This is a genomic window from Prevotella sp. kh1p2 (genome assembly GCF_900111525.1).
Lineage (GTDB): Bacteria > Bacteroidota > Bacteroidia > Bacteroidales > Bacteroidaceae > Prevotella.
The window spans coordinates 40,606-58,197 of the sequence record NZ_FOHY01000012.1 but is presented as its reverse complement, the minus strand read 5'-3'; the positions used below and the strand labels follow the sequence as shown (position 1 = coordinate 58,197).

The following is a 17,592-nucleotide window of genomic DNA, read 5'->3' as shown; positions in this document are numbered from 1 at the left end:
GAGTTATGCTTCAACGTTCTTGAAGCTATCATTCAAGGTTGTTGAAGCATAGCTTCAAGAGGCTTAAAGCATAGCTTCGCCATGCCAACTATGAACTGACATAACTGCGGTTTGATATTGGTGGCAATTCTGTACGTATAATCCGGTGCTTCTGTTCACCCCCAACGAGCACCTCATAACACCAATCTTTAGGAGCTTAATTTGTAAGGAAATAAAACAGATATTTTCCGTTTCAAAGGTTCAACTTACGTTGCAACACCTTGCTTAAGGCGATAATATGGCGCCCTTGCTTGGAAATGTCACTCCTAACCACATTTATTTCATTGAATAAATCGGCAGCAGCACTTTGCAAAACATTAGGACGACGTAACCTTTTGTTGGCATCTGGGTTTACTATCATGTAAATGCCCTTCTCCTGTATCTCAATATCAACATCTTCGCCTGCCATTACCGGGTCGCCGTCATAGTGGATAACGCCGGGGCTCTTTCGGTGAATATGGAGCTTTTTGCATTTGAATGTCTTGATTTTAGAGCTTTTGTCCAGCGTTTTGTTAAACATGTCTATGCTTATCTGCGGCGCTTCCAGAATGTCGAAAGGCTCCATGATGATTACATCCATCAACCCGTCACGCATGGAAGCCTGCGGAGCTATGTAGGCATTGTTGCCATACTGTGAGGCATTGGCACACGAAATCAAGAAAGCCTTGTAGCGATTGGTTCCGTTTTCATCCTGCAATTCGTAGGTTTCGGGCTTGTACCTGACGCCTTCCTCCAATACTTTCTGCACGTAGGTTATAGGCCCGCGCTTGCCGGCTTCGGCGAATTTCTGACTTACAAAAGCGTCGAATCCCATGCCACACGTACAAAAAAACGGATGGCCACACACAATACCGAAATCTAAAGCATGGATTTCGCACACGTTGATAATCTCAATAGCCTTTCGTAAGTTCATGGGTATCATGAGATGCCGGGCTAACCCGTTGCCCGAACCGCAAGGAATGATACCCAACGCCGTGTGCGAATGTACAATGGAACGAGCCACCTCGTTGACCGTACCGTCCCCTCCCACGGCTACAACGATATCTACTCCGGCATTCTTGGCTTCAATCGCAATTTCTGAAGCATGTCCCGGTCGTTCCGTCATATAAATTTCATAATCGAACTTCTCCTTGTCAAGGGTCCGATCTATCAATTCCGGGATGCCCACTTTACTCGTTGTACCAGAAATAGGATTCATTATGAAGACTATTTTCCGTTTCATATTACCGTTTCGTTATCATTTATTCGCATTCATTTGCAAAAATAAGAAATTCTCATTAAAATACTGTTTTTAAACCGAAAATTTTCTCTTTGCACATTATTTCTTAGCAAAAAAAGAATTAATAACACATTTTTTTGTATCTTTGCAGCCTGAACAAAACAAAAAGTAGTTTTTCTACACCTATTAGATAATGGGACAATTACAAGAAAGGTACAAAAATTATCGTGAGCCGCAGAAGTATATGAACGCTGGCGTTTATCCATACTTTCGCGCTATTACAAGTAAACAAGGCCCGGAAGTAGTAATGGAAGGCCACAAGGTTCTCATGTTCGGTTCCAATGCCTATACAGGCCTGACAGGTGACGAACGTGTTATTGCAGCTGCTCATAAAGCCCTCGACAAATATGGTTCTGGTTGTGCAGGAAGCCGTTTCCTCAATGGTACGCTCGATTTGCACATACAGTTGGAAAAGGAACTGGCCGAGTTTGAACACAAGGACGACGTTCTCTGCTTTTCAACAGGTTTCTCCGTTAACGCCGGAGTACTGGCTGTTATCGTTGGCCGAGGCGACTACATCATCTGTGACGACCGCGACCATGCCAGTATTGTAGACGGACGCCGCCTCAGTTTTGCTACTCAGCTGCACTACAAGCACAACGACATGGAAGATCTGGAGCGCGTACTCCAGAAGTTACCCAATGATGCTGTAAAGCTCATTGTGGTAGATGGTGTTTTCTCTATGGAGGGTGATTTAGCCAAATTGCCAGAGATAGTAGAACTCAAGCACAAGTACAACTGCTCCATCATGGTAGACGAAGCTCATGGTCTGGGTGTTTTCGGCAAGCAGGGGCGTGGCGTTTGCGACCACTTCGGGTTGGCCGACGAGATTGACCTCATTATGGGCACATTCTCCAAGAGCCTTGCTTCTATCGGCGGTTTCATCGCTTCAGACAAGGATACCATTAACTACCTGCGGCACACCTGCCGCACTTACATCTTCAGTGCATCCGATACGCCTGCTGCCACAGCAGCAGCGCTGGAAGCACTGCACATTATCCAGAACGAGCCCAAGCGCATTGAGCACCTCTGGGATGTAACCAAATACGCTCTGAAGCGTTTCCGTGAAGAAGGCTTTGAGATTGGAGAAACCGAAAGTCCCATTATTCCGCTCTACGTGCGTGACATCAAAAAGACCTTCCTCGTTACTAAGTTGGCTTTCGAGGCCGGCGTATTCATCAACCCGGTTATACCTCCCGCCTGTGCTCCACAAGACACGCTGGTTCGCTTTGCCCTCATGGCAAGCCACACCCAAGAGCAGGTTGAGCGTGGCGTACAAATACTGAAGAAGGTGTTTGTAGAACAAGGAATCATCAAATAAAGTCCTACTACTTCTGTTTCCGCATGGAAACAATTCCATATAAGGCCGTACCCGTAAGAGAGTACGGTCTTTTTTCGTGACATTAATACACTGCCGCCTAACTTTTTCCAGTTGTTTTTCCGCTTTCTTGGCGCTCCGGCAAATGAGACAATAGAGGCAAAAGAAGTGGCAATTTTCGGCCTTTTCATCGCATCTGCACGGGCTACTGTCCAGCTCCAAAACGATTATCCTACAGTCATCTGGCCCCGTTCAGGTGGCTTCTAAAAAAACACTGGTATTATTTGGCTACCTCAACAAAATACACTACCTTTGCAACCGCTAACGACGAATGGTGTTTTTCTGCGGGGCGTAGCGCAGCCCGGTAGCGCTCCTGGTTTGGGACCAGGCGGCCGCAGGTTCGAATCCTGTCGCCCCGACGAAACCATTCGGCCCGATAGCAGCGGGGCGTAGCGCAGCCCGGTAGCGCTCCTGGTTTGGGACCAGGCGGCCGCAGGTTCGAATCCTGTCGCCCCGACGAAAGATTACTGTTCCGGATAGCCTCTGTCAGACTATCCGTTTTTTTATTTGACAGGGTGGCTGTTATCAAGTAATTTACCAAAACAAAGTGAGCGACCTCACCCACATACAGTCCAACTATTCATATCTGCTTAAGTATCAAGAGAATTGATGGCGGGTGTAAAACCTATGGTTAGGGAACTTTCGACAGGTGTCAAATTCATGTGTGACAAGTGTCTAACAATCGTGTGACACTTGTCGAAAGTTCGGAACGGCGGCAGATGGCACTCTGAAAACATCCTGATAACGGCATCACGGCAGGCATGCTGCCGCTAAATGCAGATGATGGGATATAGCTGCTGATAAAATTTCGAATCAAACAGCCACTTGGGCAAGACTTAGGACAACAAGCCTAAGCCTTGGGTAACCGCTGCAAACAATAAGAGGAATGCAGCAACCTGCACTCCTCTTGTTGGTTTTAATCGACTTTCCATTCGGTAGAATCGTCTATAATTTCCAATTCACGTTCGTCTTCCTGATAAACATTATCGAGTTCGTATTCCAACTCGTTGTGACTTTTAGGTAATCGTTTCATAACAAGTCCTCCATATTTTGTATATCCATTGCAAATATAACATTTAATTGAAAAAGACTTGTATAATATTCAGAAAATTACTCCAACCCTTCAATTCTGCCGTTCACCACGTCTATCCGTTCGGCCTGAGGATGCCTGGGCAGTCCGGGCATGCGCATGATTTCACCGGCTACGGCTACTATCATTTCTGCTCCGGCATTGACTATCAAGTCCTGTATGGTGAACGTGAAGTTTGTGGGTACGCCGTAGAGCTTGCTGTCATCGCTGAACGAATATTGAGTTTTGGCTATACACACGGGGTAGCTGCTCATTCCCCACGCCTCTATCTGCTCCAAGGCCTTCATGGCAGCCGGCCTGAAAATGACTTTTCCGGCTCCGTATATGTTCTTGGCTATCTTGTTTATCTTTGTCTGAACGTCGTCATCCTCGCTGTATGCGAATTTAATTCCACGTGACGGTTCTTTCGCAATGGCCTTAACCACCAAGCGGGCAAGCTCTGCTGTCCCCTCTCCGCCTTGCATGTAGGCATTGTTTTCGGCAAAGCCAACGCCCAGCTGAGCACAATGGTCGGCCACTATCCGGATTTCGGCATCCGTATCGGTGCCAAAGCGGTTGAGCGTAACTACAACCGTTTGGCCCATAGACTGCAGGTTTGAGAGGTGCTTGTCCAGATTGGCGAGTCCCCGGCGAATGGCTTCGTCGTTCTTTTCGTCTATCGCGCCAACGGGCATCCCGCCGTTCATCTTTAGCCCCTTCAGCGTGGCAACCAACACGGTTACGCGCGGATGGATGCCAGCCTTGCGACACTTGATGTCCAGAAACTTCTCAGCACCAAGGTCGGCACCGAAGCCCGCCTCAGTCACCACATAGTCGCTGAAGGTCATGGCCATCTTGGTTGCGATGATACTGTTGCATCCGTGGGCTATGTTTGCAAACGGGCCACCATGCACAAAGGCACCTGTGCCCTCGATGGTCTGCACAAAATTTGGTGCAACGGCATCGTGCAGCAAGGCGCAGATGGCACCGGCAATACCTAAATCCTTGACCGTAAAAGGCTTGTCGTCAATGGTTACGCCCAACAGAATGTTCTCAATACGGCGGCGCAAGTCGTCTTCGTCCTGTGCCAAACAGAATATGGCCATGATTTCACTGGCCGGTGTAATGTCAAAACCACTCTCACTCACTACTCCGTTAGTCTTGGCTCCAAGGCCGGTAACGATGTATCGCAGATTGCGGTCGTTGATATCCATCACTCGCTTCCAGTACACTTCTCTCAGTCCGGTACATTCATCGCGGTGCTGATAAATATAGTTATCCAGCATGGCCGTAATCATATTGTGGGCCGTGGTGATGGCATGAAAATCGCCGGTAAAGTGGAGATTTATCTTCTCCATGGGCAGAACCTGCGAATAACCGCCGCCCGCTGCTCCGCCCTTCATGCCGAAACAGGGGCCAAGACTGGGCTCGCGTAAGGCCAGCAGCGACTTGTAGCCTATCCTGTTCAAGGCCATCGAGAGGCCAATGCTTACGGTGGTTTTGCCTATTCCTGCCTTGGTCGGCGAGATGGCTGTTACCAGAATGAGATTGCTCTGCTCCACTTTACGGTTGTCAATACATGCAAGCGGAACTTTTGCTATGTACTTGCCATAATATTCCAGCTCATCAACAGGAATGCCGTACTTGCCGGCAATTTTGCCGATGCGCTGCAATTTATGCTCGCGTGAGATTTCAATATCCGATTTCATTAGATTTAGTTATTTGTTTACTGCAAAGATAATCATTTTATAGGAACGGGTGAAAAAAACGTGCGTTTTACTTGTCAATATCTGCAGATTGTGCTATCTTTGCAACAGAAAGGAGTTAGCTATTGGGGTTGTATCGATTCGATAGGGATACTCATCAAATTAAATTGAAAACCGAGAAGGCTTCTTTTGCTCATGGCGGGCCACATAAATTGCATCTGCAACTAAATGCTTCGGCATCGGTGGATTACAAAGGCGGGAAACTCTCAAATCTTTTAAACTCGGAGTTTTCATCACATCGTCGTGCAACCCTTTTTATATTACAAAAGGCAGGAGGGCTCTCCTGCCTTTTATTTATTAAATAAGGTATAGTATGTTCAGTGGTATTGTAGAAGAAATGGCTACCGTAGTAGCCGTCAGGAAGTATGAGGGCAATGTGGACTTCACGCTTAAATGCTCATTTGTCGATGCGTTGAAAATTGACCAAAGTATTGCGCATAACGGTGTTTGCCTCACGGTGGTCAAGATAGAAGACGGAACCTACACCGTTACAGCTATGAAGGAGACCTTAGACAGGTCGAATCTCGGCTTGCTGCAGGTGGGTTCTGCTGTCAATGTAGAGCGTTCCATGCTGATGAACGGGCGGCTTGACGGCCATATTGTACAGGGACACGTAGACGAAACGGCCACATGTATCGGCATGGAAGATGCCGACGGGTCTACTTACTTTACCTTTGAATACAAGGCGGACAAGGCGATGGCCCGTCGCGGATACTTTACTGTAGACAAAGGCTCGGTAACCGTGAACGGCGTTTCGCTAACAGTCTGCGAACCTACTGCCAACACGTTCAAGGTTGCCATCATCCCCTACACACGGGAACACACCAACTTCAGGACAATAGAAATAGGCAGCGTAGTCAACATAGAATTCGATATACTGGGCAAATACATAGCCAGGTTGCAGGATTTCAAGTAACAATCGAATTAATTTATGTTAATACCGGTCTGTGAAATAAACCTTTCTTCACAAGAATAGTCCAATAAACAAGAGACCGGCCTATGGCTGCAGACTGTACGGATGTTCTGCAGCCAGTTACTGAATGGCGGCGAATGTCGCCGGGACTCCTAAGAACCAACAAAGACAATGACAAGGAAGAGTATTTTCAAAAGACCCGGTTTGCTTGTGCTGACCATTGTATGGGTTGCCATCTTCCTGATGCCTATCATGTTTATCAACTACCATGAGGCATTTGAATGGAACAAGTTTATGGGAACTTTGCTTATTCACATATCTTTGTTCATTGTCTTTTTCGCCAATTTCCTGTATCTTGCTCCGCGATATCTGATGAAAGCCAGAGCCGGCATCTACTGGCTCATCAACAGCGTTCTCATCACTTCGCTGGCTTTCTTTATCCTGTTGTTCGAGCATCTGACCAGAGTTGATATACCTGAAGTGAAGATTCAGGTGTTTTACCTGCTGAGGGACATGTTCAATATGTGGGTGGCAGGAACCGTAGCTACGGCTATCGTGCTTTCTAAACACTACGCAGAGTCAGAAGATATCAAGAATAAAGCCGAACTGGAGCGTACACATGCCGAACTCGAAGTGCTCAGAACGCAGATTGGTCCGCACTTCCTGCTCAACACGCTCAACAATATCTACGCGCTTACTGCCATTAACCAGGACAGCGCGCAGAAGGCTCTCCTACAGTTGAGCGGACTGCTTCGGCACATGTTATACGAAACCCAAGAGCAAGCAGTCGGCCTGGAAAACGAACTGGAATTCTACCGCAATTACATCAACCTGATGAAGATAAGGTTGCCGGAGCGTGTAGAACTGACCTTTGAAACAAGCGTGAAGGACGAAAATGCTATAAAAATAGCTCCTCTGATTGCGCTTCCTTTGTTGGAAAATGCCTTCAAACACGGCATCTCACCTACCCAGAAGAGTTTTATACACTTCAATTGTGAGGCCGACAGGCAGCACATCAGCATGACCATAGAGAACAGCAACTATCCAAAGTCGGATGCTGACAGGAGCGGACACGGCATTGGACTCGAGCACGTTAGGCGTCGTTTGGAACTTCTCTATCCAGGGAAATACGAATGGAAACAAATAACCAACTCTGATAAAACCATTTATACAAATAATATAATCATCTATGACACTGAACTGCGTAATTATTGACGATGAACCATTGGCAGCTGAATTGCTTACAAGTTATGTTAAAAAGACACCTTTCCTGCATCTTGTCGGAACTTACAACAGTGCGATAGAAGCCATCAAGGACATCAAGACCAACGAAGTACATCTGATTTTCCTTGACATTCAGATGCCGGAGCTGAGCGGAGTGGAGTTTGCCAAGATACTCTCCAAGGATATCAAGGTTATCTTCACCACAGCTTTTAGCCAGTATGCAATCGAAGGATACAAGGTCGATGCACTCGACTACCTGCTCAAACCCATCAGCTACGAAGATTTCATCGCTGCAGCCAACAAAGGTCTCAGCTGGTTTACGAAAGCCAACATGAAACATACGTACATGCAGGATCGGTTCATCTTTGTCAAAAGCGAATACAAGTTGGTTCGCATCAACTTGGATGACATTATCTTCATTGAAGGCGTCAAGGACTATGTCAAAATCTATTTAGGCCCTGACCAGAAGCCTATCATGAGCCTGATGAACATGAAAAAGCTGGAAGAAGGACTTCCTCATCCCGAGTTCTTGCGCATTCATCGGTCCTACATCGTGCACATGCCAAAGGTGCAGATGGTAGACAGATTCCGTCTTGTATTCGGAGATCAGTTCCTACCAATATCCGACAGCTACAAGGATGCTGCGCAACAATACTTTGACTCACATTCCATCATTTGATATCCAGCAAATCCAAAGGGTTTGCTATCAGATGTTCTGCCCCGTGTTTTATCAGGAATTCGCGACTGCGAAATCCCCATAAGACACTGGCGCACGGCATTCCGCAGTTACGTGCAGTCTCGATGTCAACATCGCTGTCACCCACATAGATTGCATTTTCGGCAGAAACGCCGAGTTGTCTCAGTGCTTCTGTCACGGTATCGGGGGCAGGTTTCTTCCTGATGTTTTCCCTTTCGCCTATTGCCACTTGTATGTAATCGCCGAAGAAATGGCGGCACAGGTCCTGTGTTGCAGCGTAGAACTTGTTGCTAACCACAGCCATGTTGCGATGTTCTTTGTGCAACGTCGCCAATAACTCCATGATACCGGGATATGCCTTCGTCGTGTCAAGGTTATGCACCATGTAATGTTTCCTGAACGTTTGATAAGTTTCGTCGAACCGCGGATTATCCATTCCGCCGGGGATAGCCCGCTCCATCAGCTTTTTCACTCCGTTTCCAACGAATTTCCTTACTTCTTCCATGCTGCGCTCGGGCATGTCAGCCCATCGTAGCGCATAGTTGCAACTTGCCGCCAAGTCCTGAAGCGAGTCGAGCAAGGTGCCGTCTAAATCGAATATATATGTATTGTACCTCATGTTCTTTGCGTCACCAACGCAGCCTTACCTCCTGCTGCGCCGGACCATTGTCTGTATTTTATTGTTAAACTGGTTTGCTTTCAAAAGCTCTTCGATGGTTATCGGCATCCTGACATGCCACGGCTGGTATTCGTCCGAGTGCGCCCGCGCATGCCCCGTAGCGGCTTCTGCCGGCCGTATGTCGGCATTCATTGACAGCCAGTCCTGCAGAGCAAGCAAGCATAACATGGAAGGACAGTACAGATGACGGGCTATAACTTTCTCTGCCAGATGAGCCGGCAGGTTCCTGGGAGCCCTCCCTTCCTGTTGCAACAAGGTTATGTAATAGCGCTGGGCATGCCCGGGATGTTCCTGCCACCATTGCCTGAAAGGTGGCATGGCAGGCGTAGAAGCTATTGCTACACTACGGTACGGATTGGCTTCTAGATGTGAGAACTCGCTACCGCGGGCTTTCGGGCGCGTCTGCACTTCCACTGAGAGAATGCGGAAATCATCCAGCACCGAGGCTGTTTGTTCCGAGGACTCGTCAGAGTCATCACCTATTATCAGCATGCGGGTTGCATTGGCAATCATGCCGAGCTTCTTCTTGGCCGTGTAACCCCAATAGTCGGTGTGGCGTTCGTAATAATAGCTGTTGTACAATCGCATGAAAGCATCTTTCTCTTCACCTTTCAACACCTCGTAAACGGGGGATGAGAAGACTCCGAAACGCGGATGATACATGTCCTGCAGCGTACCATCTTCCAGGAAAAGCACATTGGCTATCAGACTGTAAAGTCCGTCTCTAATCCAGAGACTGTTCTCATCGGTAAGCCCGGCAAAATGCTCACGAACGCGGGTCTGGGTGCTGTATTCGCCCTTCAGCTTGTAAAGTCCGCCATCGATGCTGTCAAGGAACTTGTCTTTTACATACCGGCAGTGGATACCGAACGTTTTATCCAGTATTTTATCCGAAATATATGGCCGGGTGAACAGCTCACACCTGAAAGTCAGTCCGTATTGTTCTATTTCCTCGATACTCAACGGCAACGCGGGTACAAAGTGCCCCATGACCGCCGTCAGCTGGTCGGCGGGAACTTCCCATACCCTGAAATAACGGGCTACATGTTCCAGGCAGATACCGTCGAAGAACTGCTCCATGTACTCCAGCCGTCGGTTCCACCACTGTTTCAGCAAGTCGGCAGCATAGGAATTGCCATTGCAATTCCAGTCCATTACTTGATAATCGGCAGGTGCCATGTCGTCTTCGCCGGCACCGGGGAAATGTCCCATCCATGCGTGAGCATGGAAAAACTCGGGATGCAGAACAGCTTCCGCGCTGTCATGGCATATTCCCGAGGGCAAGTCGCCTACGATGGAAATGCCTTTAAGGCGCGCTTCAGAAACGGCTTTGGTAAGCTGGAGGTTAAGGAAATACTGCACAAACCACACTTCCTCAACCGGATAGCCGCTACATGATACATGTTCCGCATAAGGCACGAGCCAATCACGGTTAGCTTCAAAAAAGCGCTTGAAGCCCTCGGAGGCAAGCACTCTACTACCGTTTGCCTTGAAGAGATGGTCTGCATAGGCTTTTTTCACTCGTTCCACAGCTTCAAAATCTATAGTCGGCAACGCGTTGAGTTCTCTGCGCTGACGCCTGAACGCAGTCTTTTTAGTTTTGTCTTTCGGTTCTCCCAATGCCTCCAAATCCAGATACAGCGGATGGAGAGCGAACTGGGAAACTCCGAGATAGGGATTAAAATCACTGCACGCATCGTAAGGTCTGGTATCATTCAGCGGCAGCAGTTGTATCATCCGTAGGCCTGTAGCTGACGCCCAATCCACCAACCGCTTTAGGTCGCCAAAGTCGCCTATGCCGAACGAATGCTCCGAACGCAGCGACGAGAGAGCCACAACCACCCCGGCACATCGCCAGAGTTCCTCCTTCACGCGCAGGCTCTCGCCGTAAAGCACCAGCACCTGGCCGTCGGCCAGCCCGCCATTGCCCGTTGTACGGTTCTCTCCTTCTTCCCATTGCTTCAGCTGATTGGCAGCATCATCTATCACCACGAACTTGTATTCCAGCGGCAGATACAGTCCGTAGGCATTGACGGCAATCACCCATTCGTAGTTGCCTATCGGCGTGAGCCGTTGAAATTTAGCCGGATTCCAGTCTCCCAGGGCCGGATGACTGCCACAGATACCTACCGATTCGCCCCTGCCCAGCTGCGGAGCAGAGACGCGGAAGACAACTGTCCGCCTGAAGAGCGGCAACTTGAGCACCTCAACCCCATCCTGCCGTTGCCGGCCTGTGGTAGTGAGACAGGCATCGCTGTACAGATGGAGCTGCAGAGGTACATCCCTCCACCGGTCAGGGAACAGGTATTCCTTGGTAGTATCCACACTGTACCGGCGCGGCACCAGATTCCATTCCGTACGGATAACCTTGCCTTCGCCATCCTCGACCCGATAGTAATAATCAACCGACGACAGCGGCCGGCGCCGCGACTCCATGACATCGGTTTCCATTGTCCACACCTCGCCGTCCTGCGTTTGCATGGGCAGGTTGTGCGAACGACAACGTCCATCGGCGTCATAATACGAAATGACGACATGCAGGGACTGTCCCCACGATGTGCCGTAATGGATGGAGAACCTTAATTTCATACCGATATCGTTTTCTCAATCGCAAAGTTACCATTTTTTCCTTAAACTACATGCCGATGCCAGCAAAGTTTCTGCACAAACGGAAAAAGCCTTCGGCCGAAAAGGAATAAAACATTTGCACGTTTGCATAACTTCATGTATCTTTGCAACGATTATATTTGAATATCCTTATGAATAAAGAACATCGAAAAAAATATCTCATTCCGGCAGTTCTGTGCCTGATGGTAATAGGCGGACTTGTCTACTATTACTTCTTCTCCTCGTTCCTGGCAAGCCCTCAAACGGCTTATGTCTACGTAGACCCGGACGACAATGTTGACTCCGTATTTGCCAAGCTCACGCCCGTAGCCTCGCATCATGGCCTGCAGGGGTTCAGCACGCTGGCCCGCCACAGCGCCTACATGAAGAAGGTACGCACAGGTAGATACGGCATACAGCCGGGCGACGGCGCTCTGACAGTGTTCCGCCATCTGAAAAACGGCATGCAGACACCGGTCAATCTGACCATTCCCTCGGTGAGAACTCTCGACAGGCTGGCCGGCGAGCTCTCGCAAAAGCTCATGTTAGACAGTACCACTTTGTACCGCAAACTGACCGATGAGGCCACCTGCCGCAAGTATGGATACGACACAACGACCATTGCCTGCATGTTCATACCTAACACTTACGACGTTTACTGGAACATACCGGCAGACAAGTTCTTGGACCGAATGGACAAGGAGGCCAAAGCTTTCTGGAACGATGACCGCACGGCCAAGGCCCAACAGATGGGTCTCAGCAAGACGCAGGTTATCACCATGGCCAGCATTATAGACGAGGAGACGGCCAACGACGGCGAAAAGCCGATGATAGCCGGCATGTATTACAACAGGCTGAAGTACCGCGATGCCGAATATCCCAACGGAATGCCCCTGCAGGCCGACCCCACCATCAAGTTTGCCCTGAGGCGGTTCGACCTGCACCGCATCTATAACAACATGCTCTACACCAACAGTCCCTACAACACGTACAAGAATGTGGGGCTCCCACCGGGACCTATCCGCATTCCGTCGGTGGCAGGTATAGACGCCGTACTCAACTACGCGAAGCACGACTACCTGTACATGTGCGCCAAGGAAGACTTCAGCGGCACGCACAATTTTGCCCGTACGTACGACGAACATCTGCGCAATGCGGCCAAATATGCCGCCGCACTGAACCACAGAGGCATCAAGTAACTGCTCTGACAGTGGTTGCCATGCCGGCAGCATGCAACCGGGAACGGAGCTTAATGTCAAGAATTCATACGTAAAAAACCGCTCTCCGAAATCTGCGAAACAGAAAATGGAGAAGCGGTTTTTATCTTTTTACCCCCTTGTTCTTTACCCTCTGCCTGCTTAAAACTATGCTCCAGCATTCCCGAAGCATAGCTCCAAGGGCGTTGAAGGATGCTTTCAACGCGGCCGAAAGCATGCTCCGGCAGGCAGAAAACAATCTTTTTTCGGCCTTGAAAGCCTCATTCGGGCAACCCGAAAATGCGGAATAAAAACGAAACTCTTGGTTATCAACAAGTTAGGAGGTGGCTCCATACGGGCGTATTTCGGCCCACATGTAGTCTTGACAGCAAATATCACAAACCAGCGAGACCTTTTGTAACGATTATTTTAAGTTGTAAACAAGGTGTGACCTGTAACAAACAAGAAATGCCCCCCGCTTCACAGAGGGAGGCATTCTATCTCAATAGGTATTAGTTCTCTTTAAGGTAAAAAGATTGTATTCAGGATAACGTTTGCAAAGATATAGGGTTTTTAAGTTTTATACAAATTTATTTGCATGTTATAAAACATGTTTTCAGTTTTTGTTTTTCATTCTTTCACATCATCAGCCCTCGTTGTCAAACGCAGCGGCAGGGCGTGCTGGCTGCATTACAATGTGCCGGCAGGGCGTATGCCGCACACTTGGGGTAAAAACGTAAATAGTTTAAATTCTTCTTGGATATTCCCACAACTTGCACTATCTTTGCACGTAAATATAATAAGGTATATAGTTTATGTCAGTAAAAGAAGAAAACGCTAACGAAGAAAAGAAAAGCCTGAGCTTTGTGGAACAGCTCGTTGAAGAAGACCTTGCTGCCGGTAAGAACGGCGGTAGGATACAGACCCGCTTTCCACCGGAGCCTAACGGCTACCTTCACATCGGCCATGCCAAGGCTATCTGCATGGACTTCGGCGTAGCTGAAAAATATAACGGAGTCTGCAACCTGCGCTTCGATGACACCAACCCCAGCAAAGAGAACACGGAATACGTTGACAACATTCTCTCTGATATCAGCTGGCTGGGCTTCAAGTGGGGAAATATATACTATGCTTCCGACTATTTCCAGCAGCTGTGGGACTTTGCCGTATGGATGATAAAGCAGGGCAATGCCTACGTTGACGAGCAGACTTCGGAGCAGATAGCACAGCAAAAAGGTACGCCGACAACACCTGGCGTAGCCAGTCCTTACCGGGACCGGCCGGTGGAAGAGAGCCTGGAACTGTTTGAAAAGATGAACACCCCCGAGGCTGTAGAAGGCTCGATGGTGCTGCGAGCCAAGCTCGACATGGCCAATCCGAACATGCACTTCCGCGACCCCATCATGTATCGCATCATCCAGACACCCCATCACCGCACCGGTACGACGTGGCACTGTTACCCTATGTACGACTTTGCACACGGCCAGAGCGACTACTTTGAGGGTGTAACCCATTCCATCTGTACGCTGGAATTTGTGCCCCACCGCCCTTTGTACGATAAATTCGTGGACTTCCTCAAGGAATACGACGGCACAGCTGCCAAGGGGCTGAACGACTTCCGGCCGCGCCAGATTGAGTTTAACCGGCTGAACCTCACCTATACCGTTATGAGCAAGCGCAAGCTCCACACGCTGGTTGACGAGCACCTCGTTAACGGTTGGGACGACCCACGTATGCCTACACTATGCGGCATGCGCCGTCGCGGCTACTCGCCTGAGAGCATCCGTGAGTTCATCAACTCCATCGGCTACACCAAGTTCGATGCACTGAACGACGTGGCACTGCTTGAGGCTGCCGTAAGAGACGACCTGAACAGGCGTTCCTGCAGGGTTAGCGCCGTGCTGGATCCGGTAAAACTGGTGATTACCAATTATCCTGAAGGCGCAAGCGAGGAAATGGAAGCGGTCAACAATCCCGAGAACGAGGCCGACGGTACACACGCCATCACCTTCTCCAAGAACCTGTGGATAGAGCGGGCCGACTTTATGGAAGATGCTCCTAAGAAGTTCTTCCGCCTATCGCCTGGCAAAGAAGTCCGGCTGAAGAACGCTTACATTATTAAATGTACAGGTTGCACCAAGGATGCCGAGGGCAATGTAACCGAGATACAGGCAGAGTACGACCCCGAAAGCAAGAGCGGTATGCCGGGTGCAAACCGCAAAGTGAAGGGTACGCTACACTGGGTTTCGGCCGACCATTGCGTCAAGGCAGAGGTCAGAGAGTACGACCGGCTGTTCTATGTAGAGAATCCATCGGCCGATGAGCGCGACTTCCACGAGCTTCTTAACCCCGACTCGCTGCACGTTTACACCAACTGCTACGTTGAGAACTATGCCGCCGGCAAGAAGCCGGGCGACTATCTGCAGTTCCAACGCATTGGTTACTTCATGGCAGACCTCGACTCCACGGCTGCGCATCCGGTCTTTAACAAGACCGTTGGCTTAAAAGACACTTGGGCAAAACTGAATAAATAATGGCCGACAGCTATTTTAACAAGAAGGAATTCAAGGATAATCTGAACAAATACGAAGCTGCCCGCAATGCCGGCAGCTCCGTTTATTTAGAGCCAGAAGAACTTACCGACATAGCAGAGTACTATCACTCCAAAGGTCAACTGCAACAAGCCATGGAGACAATAGACTATGCCATCTCGGTTTTTCCGGGCGCTACGGCCCCTCTTGTGTTTCGTTCAAGGGCCGCTTTGCTGGAATACGGCAATGCAGAAGAAGCTGAAATGTATGCTGAACAGATAGCTGACAAAGCTGATTTGGACTACTTCTACTTGAAAGCCGAAATACTGATTGTTGACAATAAGATACAGGAGGCCGACGATTTCCTGAAGAATTGCTATCACGAAATAGACAAGGAAGAACGCGAGGACTTCGTTCTCGACGTGGCAAACATGTACACCGATTACAACCTGAATGACATGGCGCTGCTGTGGTTGCAGCTATCGGAAGACAAAGAGAGCGAAGATTACCAGGAGGCAATGGGTAGAATATCCATCGGACAGGGTAACTATGAGGAAGGAGAACGTATCTTCAACGAGCTGCTCGACAAGAATCCGTACGATAACATCTATTGGAATAGCTTGGCGTCGTCGCAATACATGAGCAACAACATTCAGGATTCCATCACAAGCAGCGAGTTTTCGCTGGCCATCAATCCCGACGATGAGGAAGCTCTTCTGAACAAGGCAAACGGTCTCTTGAGCCTGGGAAACAACGAGGAAGCGCTCGAATACTATCAGCGATACAGCAAGCTATGCCCTAATGACTTCTCGGGCGAACTCTTCCAAGGCATTGCCTTGGCCAATCTCAACAGGTCCCAGGAGGCTATTGAGCACCTGCAACAGGCTTCAAGACTGTTACCAAAGGACTCACTGAACCATCTGGAGATTTATCTGCACCTTGTTTTCCTGCTCTCACGCCACATTGGACTGGACAAAGCATTAGAATATGTGGACAAAGCTGAACGCGAACCCAACAGCAATCAGGAAGAGCTGATGGTACTGCGGGGACATCTGTATGCCGAACACGGCAAGCAGAAGGAGGCTGCTAAGTGGTTCAGCAAGGCTGTCAGGCATTCGCACGAGAACCCGGTCATCATGTACAAGATTGCCATCTCGCTCTTTGAGAGCGGCTACCTCAAGGCAACCTACAGAATACTGAAGCTGATATTTGAAACCGCAGGTGACGATTGGGACACCGGATGGTCGTACTACGCAGTGTGCTGCAAGGAACTCAATCGGAACGAAGAATTTATGAAGGCAGTAAAGAAAGCCGTGGAACTGAACCCGCAGGAGGCGAAGGCTGTACTGGGCGACATGTTCCCGGACGACCTGCAGCCCAAAGACTATTATAAATACTTAAAGAATAAAGCATGAATTGGATATCAACCCTACTGGGAAACCTGAATTACGGGACTATCTTCCTGCTGATGTTGCTGGAAAGTACCGTTATTCCCGTCCCATCGGAGTTAGTTGTTTCTCCCGCGGCTTATCATGCCGCCGGAGGCAATATCAACATTTGGCTCGTCATACTCTTTGCTACACTTGGAGCTGATACAGGTGCCACAATCAACTACATAGGCGGATACTACCTGGGACGACCTATCATCTACAAGTTTGCAAACAGCAAATGGGGGCATATCTGCCTGCTGAACCAGGCTAAGGTAGAAAAGAGTGAGCGCTATTTCTACAACCACGGAATGGTTGCCACTATTACCGGACGGCTCATTCCGGGCATCAGACACCTGATATCTATCCCTGCCGGATTGGCCAAAATGAAGTATTGGCAGTTTCTGCTTTACACTACACTTGGAGCGGGAGTGTGGAATTGCATCCTCGCAGCGCTGGGGTGGTATCTGCACTCGATGGTACCCGAGGAGCAACTCAATGATAAGATAATGGAATATGGAGAGTATATAAAGGTTGTTATTGCTGCAGCAGTAGCTGTGGCCTTTGTGTATTTTCTTGCAAAATGGTATTTAAACAGGCGCAAGAACTTGAACCTCGACTAAACGGAGGGGCCTACTTGGCAGCCAACTGGTTATTTCTTGGCTCGCGGCTTGCATCTTGCAACATCGCCCAAACCGTCTTCCAACAATGTAAAATCTCAGCTTTCAGCCACTTCACTCATAAAAAAGTCGTGGCTAAAAGCTGAGATTTTTCTTTATCAGAGGAT

Annotated in this window: 12 protein-coding genes and 2 tRNA genes; 10 read left to right on the top strand and 4 right to left on the bottom strand. The window is 48.9% G+C overall.

What is annotated here, in order from left to right; translation table 11 throughout:
• Positions 1 to 232: 232 nt before the first annotated feature.
• Entirely contained in the window at positions 233 to 1,261 is a 1,029-nt protein-coding gene (locus BMW31_RS08415; protein WP_091824017.1) for a diacylglycerol/lipid kinase family protein, read from the bottom strand.
• A 190-nt stretch (positions 1,262 to 1,451) separates the two neighbouring features.
• Here BMW31_RS08415 and spt point away from each other — a divergent pair, with 190 nt between their 5' ends.
• The 3 genes from spt to BMW31_RS08400 all read left to right on the top strand — a co-directional run bounded on the left by spt (position 1,452) and on the right by BMW31_RS08400 (position 3,153).
• Complete coding sequence (gene spt / locus BMW31_RS08410) at positions 1,452 to 2,639, top strand: serine palmitoyltransferase (protein WP_091824013.1); 1,188 nt, start codon at positions 1,452 to 1,454, stop codon at positions 2,637 to 2,639.
• Between the two features lie 342 nt (positions 2,640 to 2,981).
• Positions 2,982 to 3,055, top strand: a tRNA-Pro gene (locus BMW31_RS08405).
• Between the two features lie 24 nt (positions 3,056 to 3,079).
• Positions 3,080 to 3,153, top strand: a tRNA-Pro gene (locus tag BMW31_RS08400).
• 653 nt (positions 3,154 to 3,806) lie between these two features.
• Here the strand turns inward: BMW31_RS08400 and BMW31_RS08395 are convergent.
• Complete coding sequence (locus BMW31_RS08395) at positions 3,807 to 5,474, bottom strand: formate--tetrahydrofolate ligase (protein ID WP_091824010.1); 1,668 nt, start codon at positions 5,472 to 5,474, stop codon at positions 3,807 to 3,809.
• A 370-nt stretch (positions 5,475 to 5,844) separates the two neighbouring features.
• Between BMW31_RS08395 and BMW31_RS08390 the strand changes: the two genes are divergently transcribed.
• The 3 genes from BMW31_RS08390 to BMW31_RS08380 all read left to right on the top strand — a co-directional run bounded on the left by BMW31_RS08390 (position 5,845) and on the right by BMW31_RS08380 (position 8,347).
• The gene (locus tag BMW31_RS08390; RefSeq protein ID WP_091824005.1) at positions 5,845 to 6,447 is read left to right on the top strand and encodes a riboflavin synthase; all 603 of its coding nucleotides are present in this window, start codon (positions 5,845 to 5,847) and stop codon (positions 6,445 to 6,447) included.
• Between the two features lie 168 nt (positions 6,448 to 6,615).
• Positions 6,616 to 7,659 (top strand): sensor histidine kinase, encoded by a 1,044-nt coding sequence (locus BMW31_RS08385; RefSeq protein WP_091824001.1) that lies wholly within the window; start codon positions 6,616 to 6,618, stop codon positions 7,657 to 7,659.
• Complete coding sequence (locus BMW31_RS08380; protein ID WP_091823997.1) at positions 7,634 to 8,347, top strand: LytR/AlgR family response regulator transcription factor; 714 nt, start codon at positions 7,634 to 7,636, stop codon at positions 8,345 to 8,347. Before BMW31_RS08385 ends, BMW31_RS08380 begins: the two co-directional genes overlap by 26 nt.
• Here the strand turns inward: BMW31_RS08380 and BMW31_RS08375 are convergent.
• Positions 8,340 to 8,984 (bottom strand): HAD family hydrolase, encoded by a 645-nt coding sequence (locus tag BMW31_RS08375; RefSeq protein ID WP_091823994.1) that lies wholly within the window; start codon positions 8,982 to 8,984, stop codon positions 8,340 to 8,342. The genes BMW31_RS08380 and BMW31_RS08375 overlap by 8 nt on opposite strands.
• Positions 8,985 to 9,008: 24 nt before the next feature.
• A complete protein-coding gene (locus tag BMW31_RS08370; protein ID WP_091823991.1) occupies positions 9,009 to 11,633 on the bottom strand; it encodes a 4-alpha-glucanotransferase in 2,625 nt (874 codons plus the stop codon).
• Between the two features lie 170 nt (positions 11,634 to 11,803).
• Between BMW31_RS08370 and mltG the strand changes: the two genes are divergently transcribed.
• The 4 genes from mltG (at position 11,804) to BMW31_RS08350 (ending at position 17,428) form a co-directional block, all read left to right on the top strand.
• Positions 11,804 to 12,850 (top strand): endolytic transglycosylase MltG, encoded by a 1,047-nt coding sequence (mltG, locus tag BMW31_RS08365; protein ID WP_091823988.1) that lies wholly within the window; start codon positions 11,804 to 11,806, stop codon positions 12,848 to 12,850.
• Between the two features lie 812 nt (positions 12,851 to 13,662).
• A complete protein-coding gene (locus tag BMW31_RS08360) occupies positions 13,663 to 15,381 on the top strand; it encodes a glutamine--tRNA ligase/YqeY domain fusion protein (protein WP_091823985.1) in 1,719 nt (572 codons plus the stop codon).
• Entirely contained in the window at positions 15,381 to 16,793 is a 1,413-nt protein-coding gene (locus BMW31_RS08355; protein ID WP_091823982.1) for a tetratricopeptide repeat protein, read from the top strand. Before BMW31_RS08360 ends, BMW31_RS08355 begins: the two co-directional genes overlap by 1 nt.
• Entirely contained in the window at positions 16,790 to 17,428 is a 639-nt protein-coding gene (locus BMW31_RS08350) for a DedA family protein (protein ID WP_091823978.1), read from the top strand. The genes BMW31_RS08355 and BMW31_RS08350 overlap by 4 nt, the downstream gene beginning before the upstream one ends.
• Positions 17,429 to 17,592 lie beyond the last annotated feature (164 nt).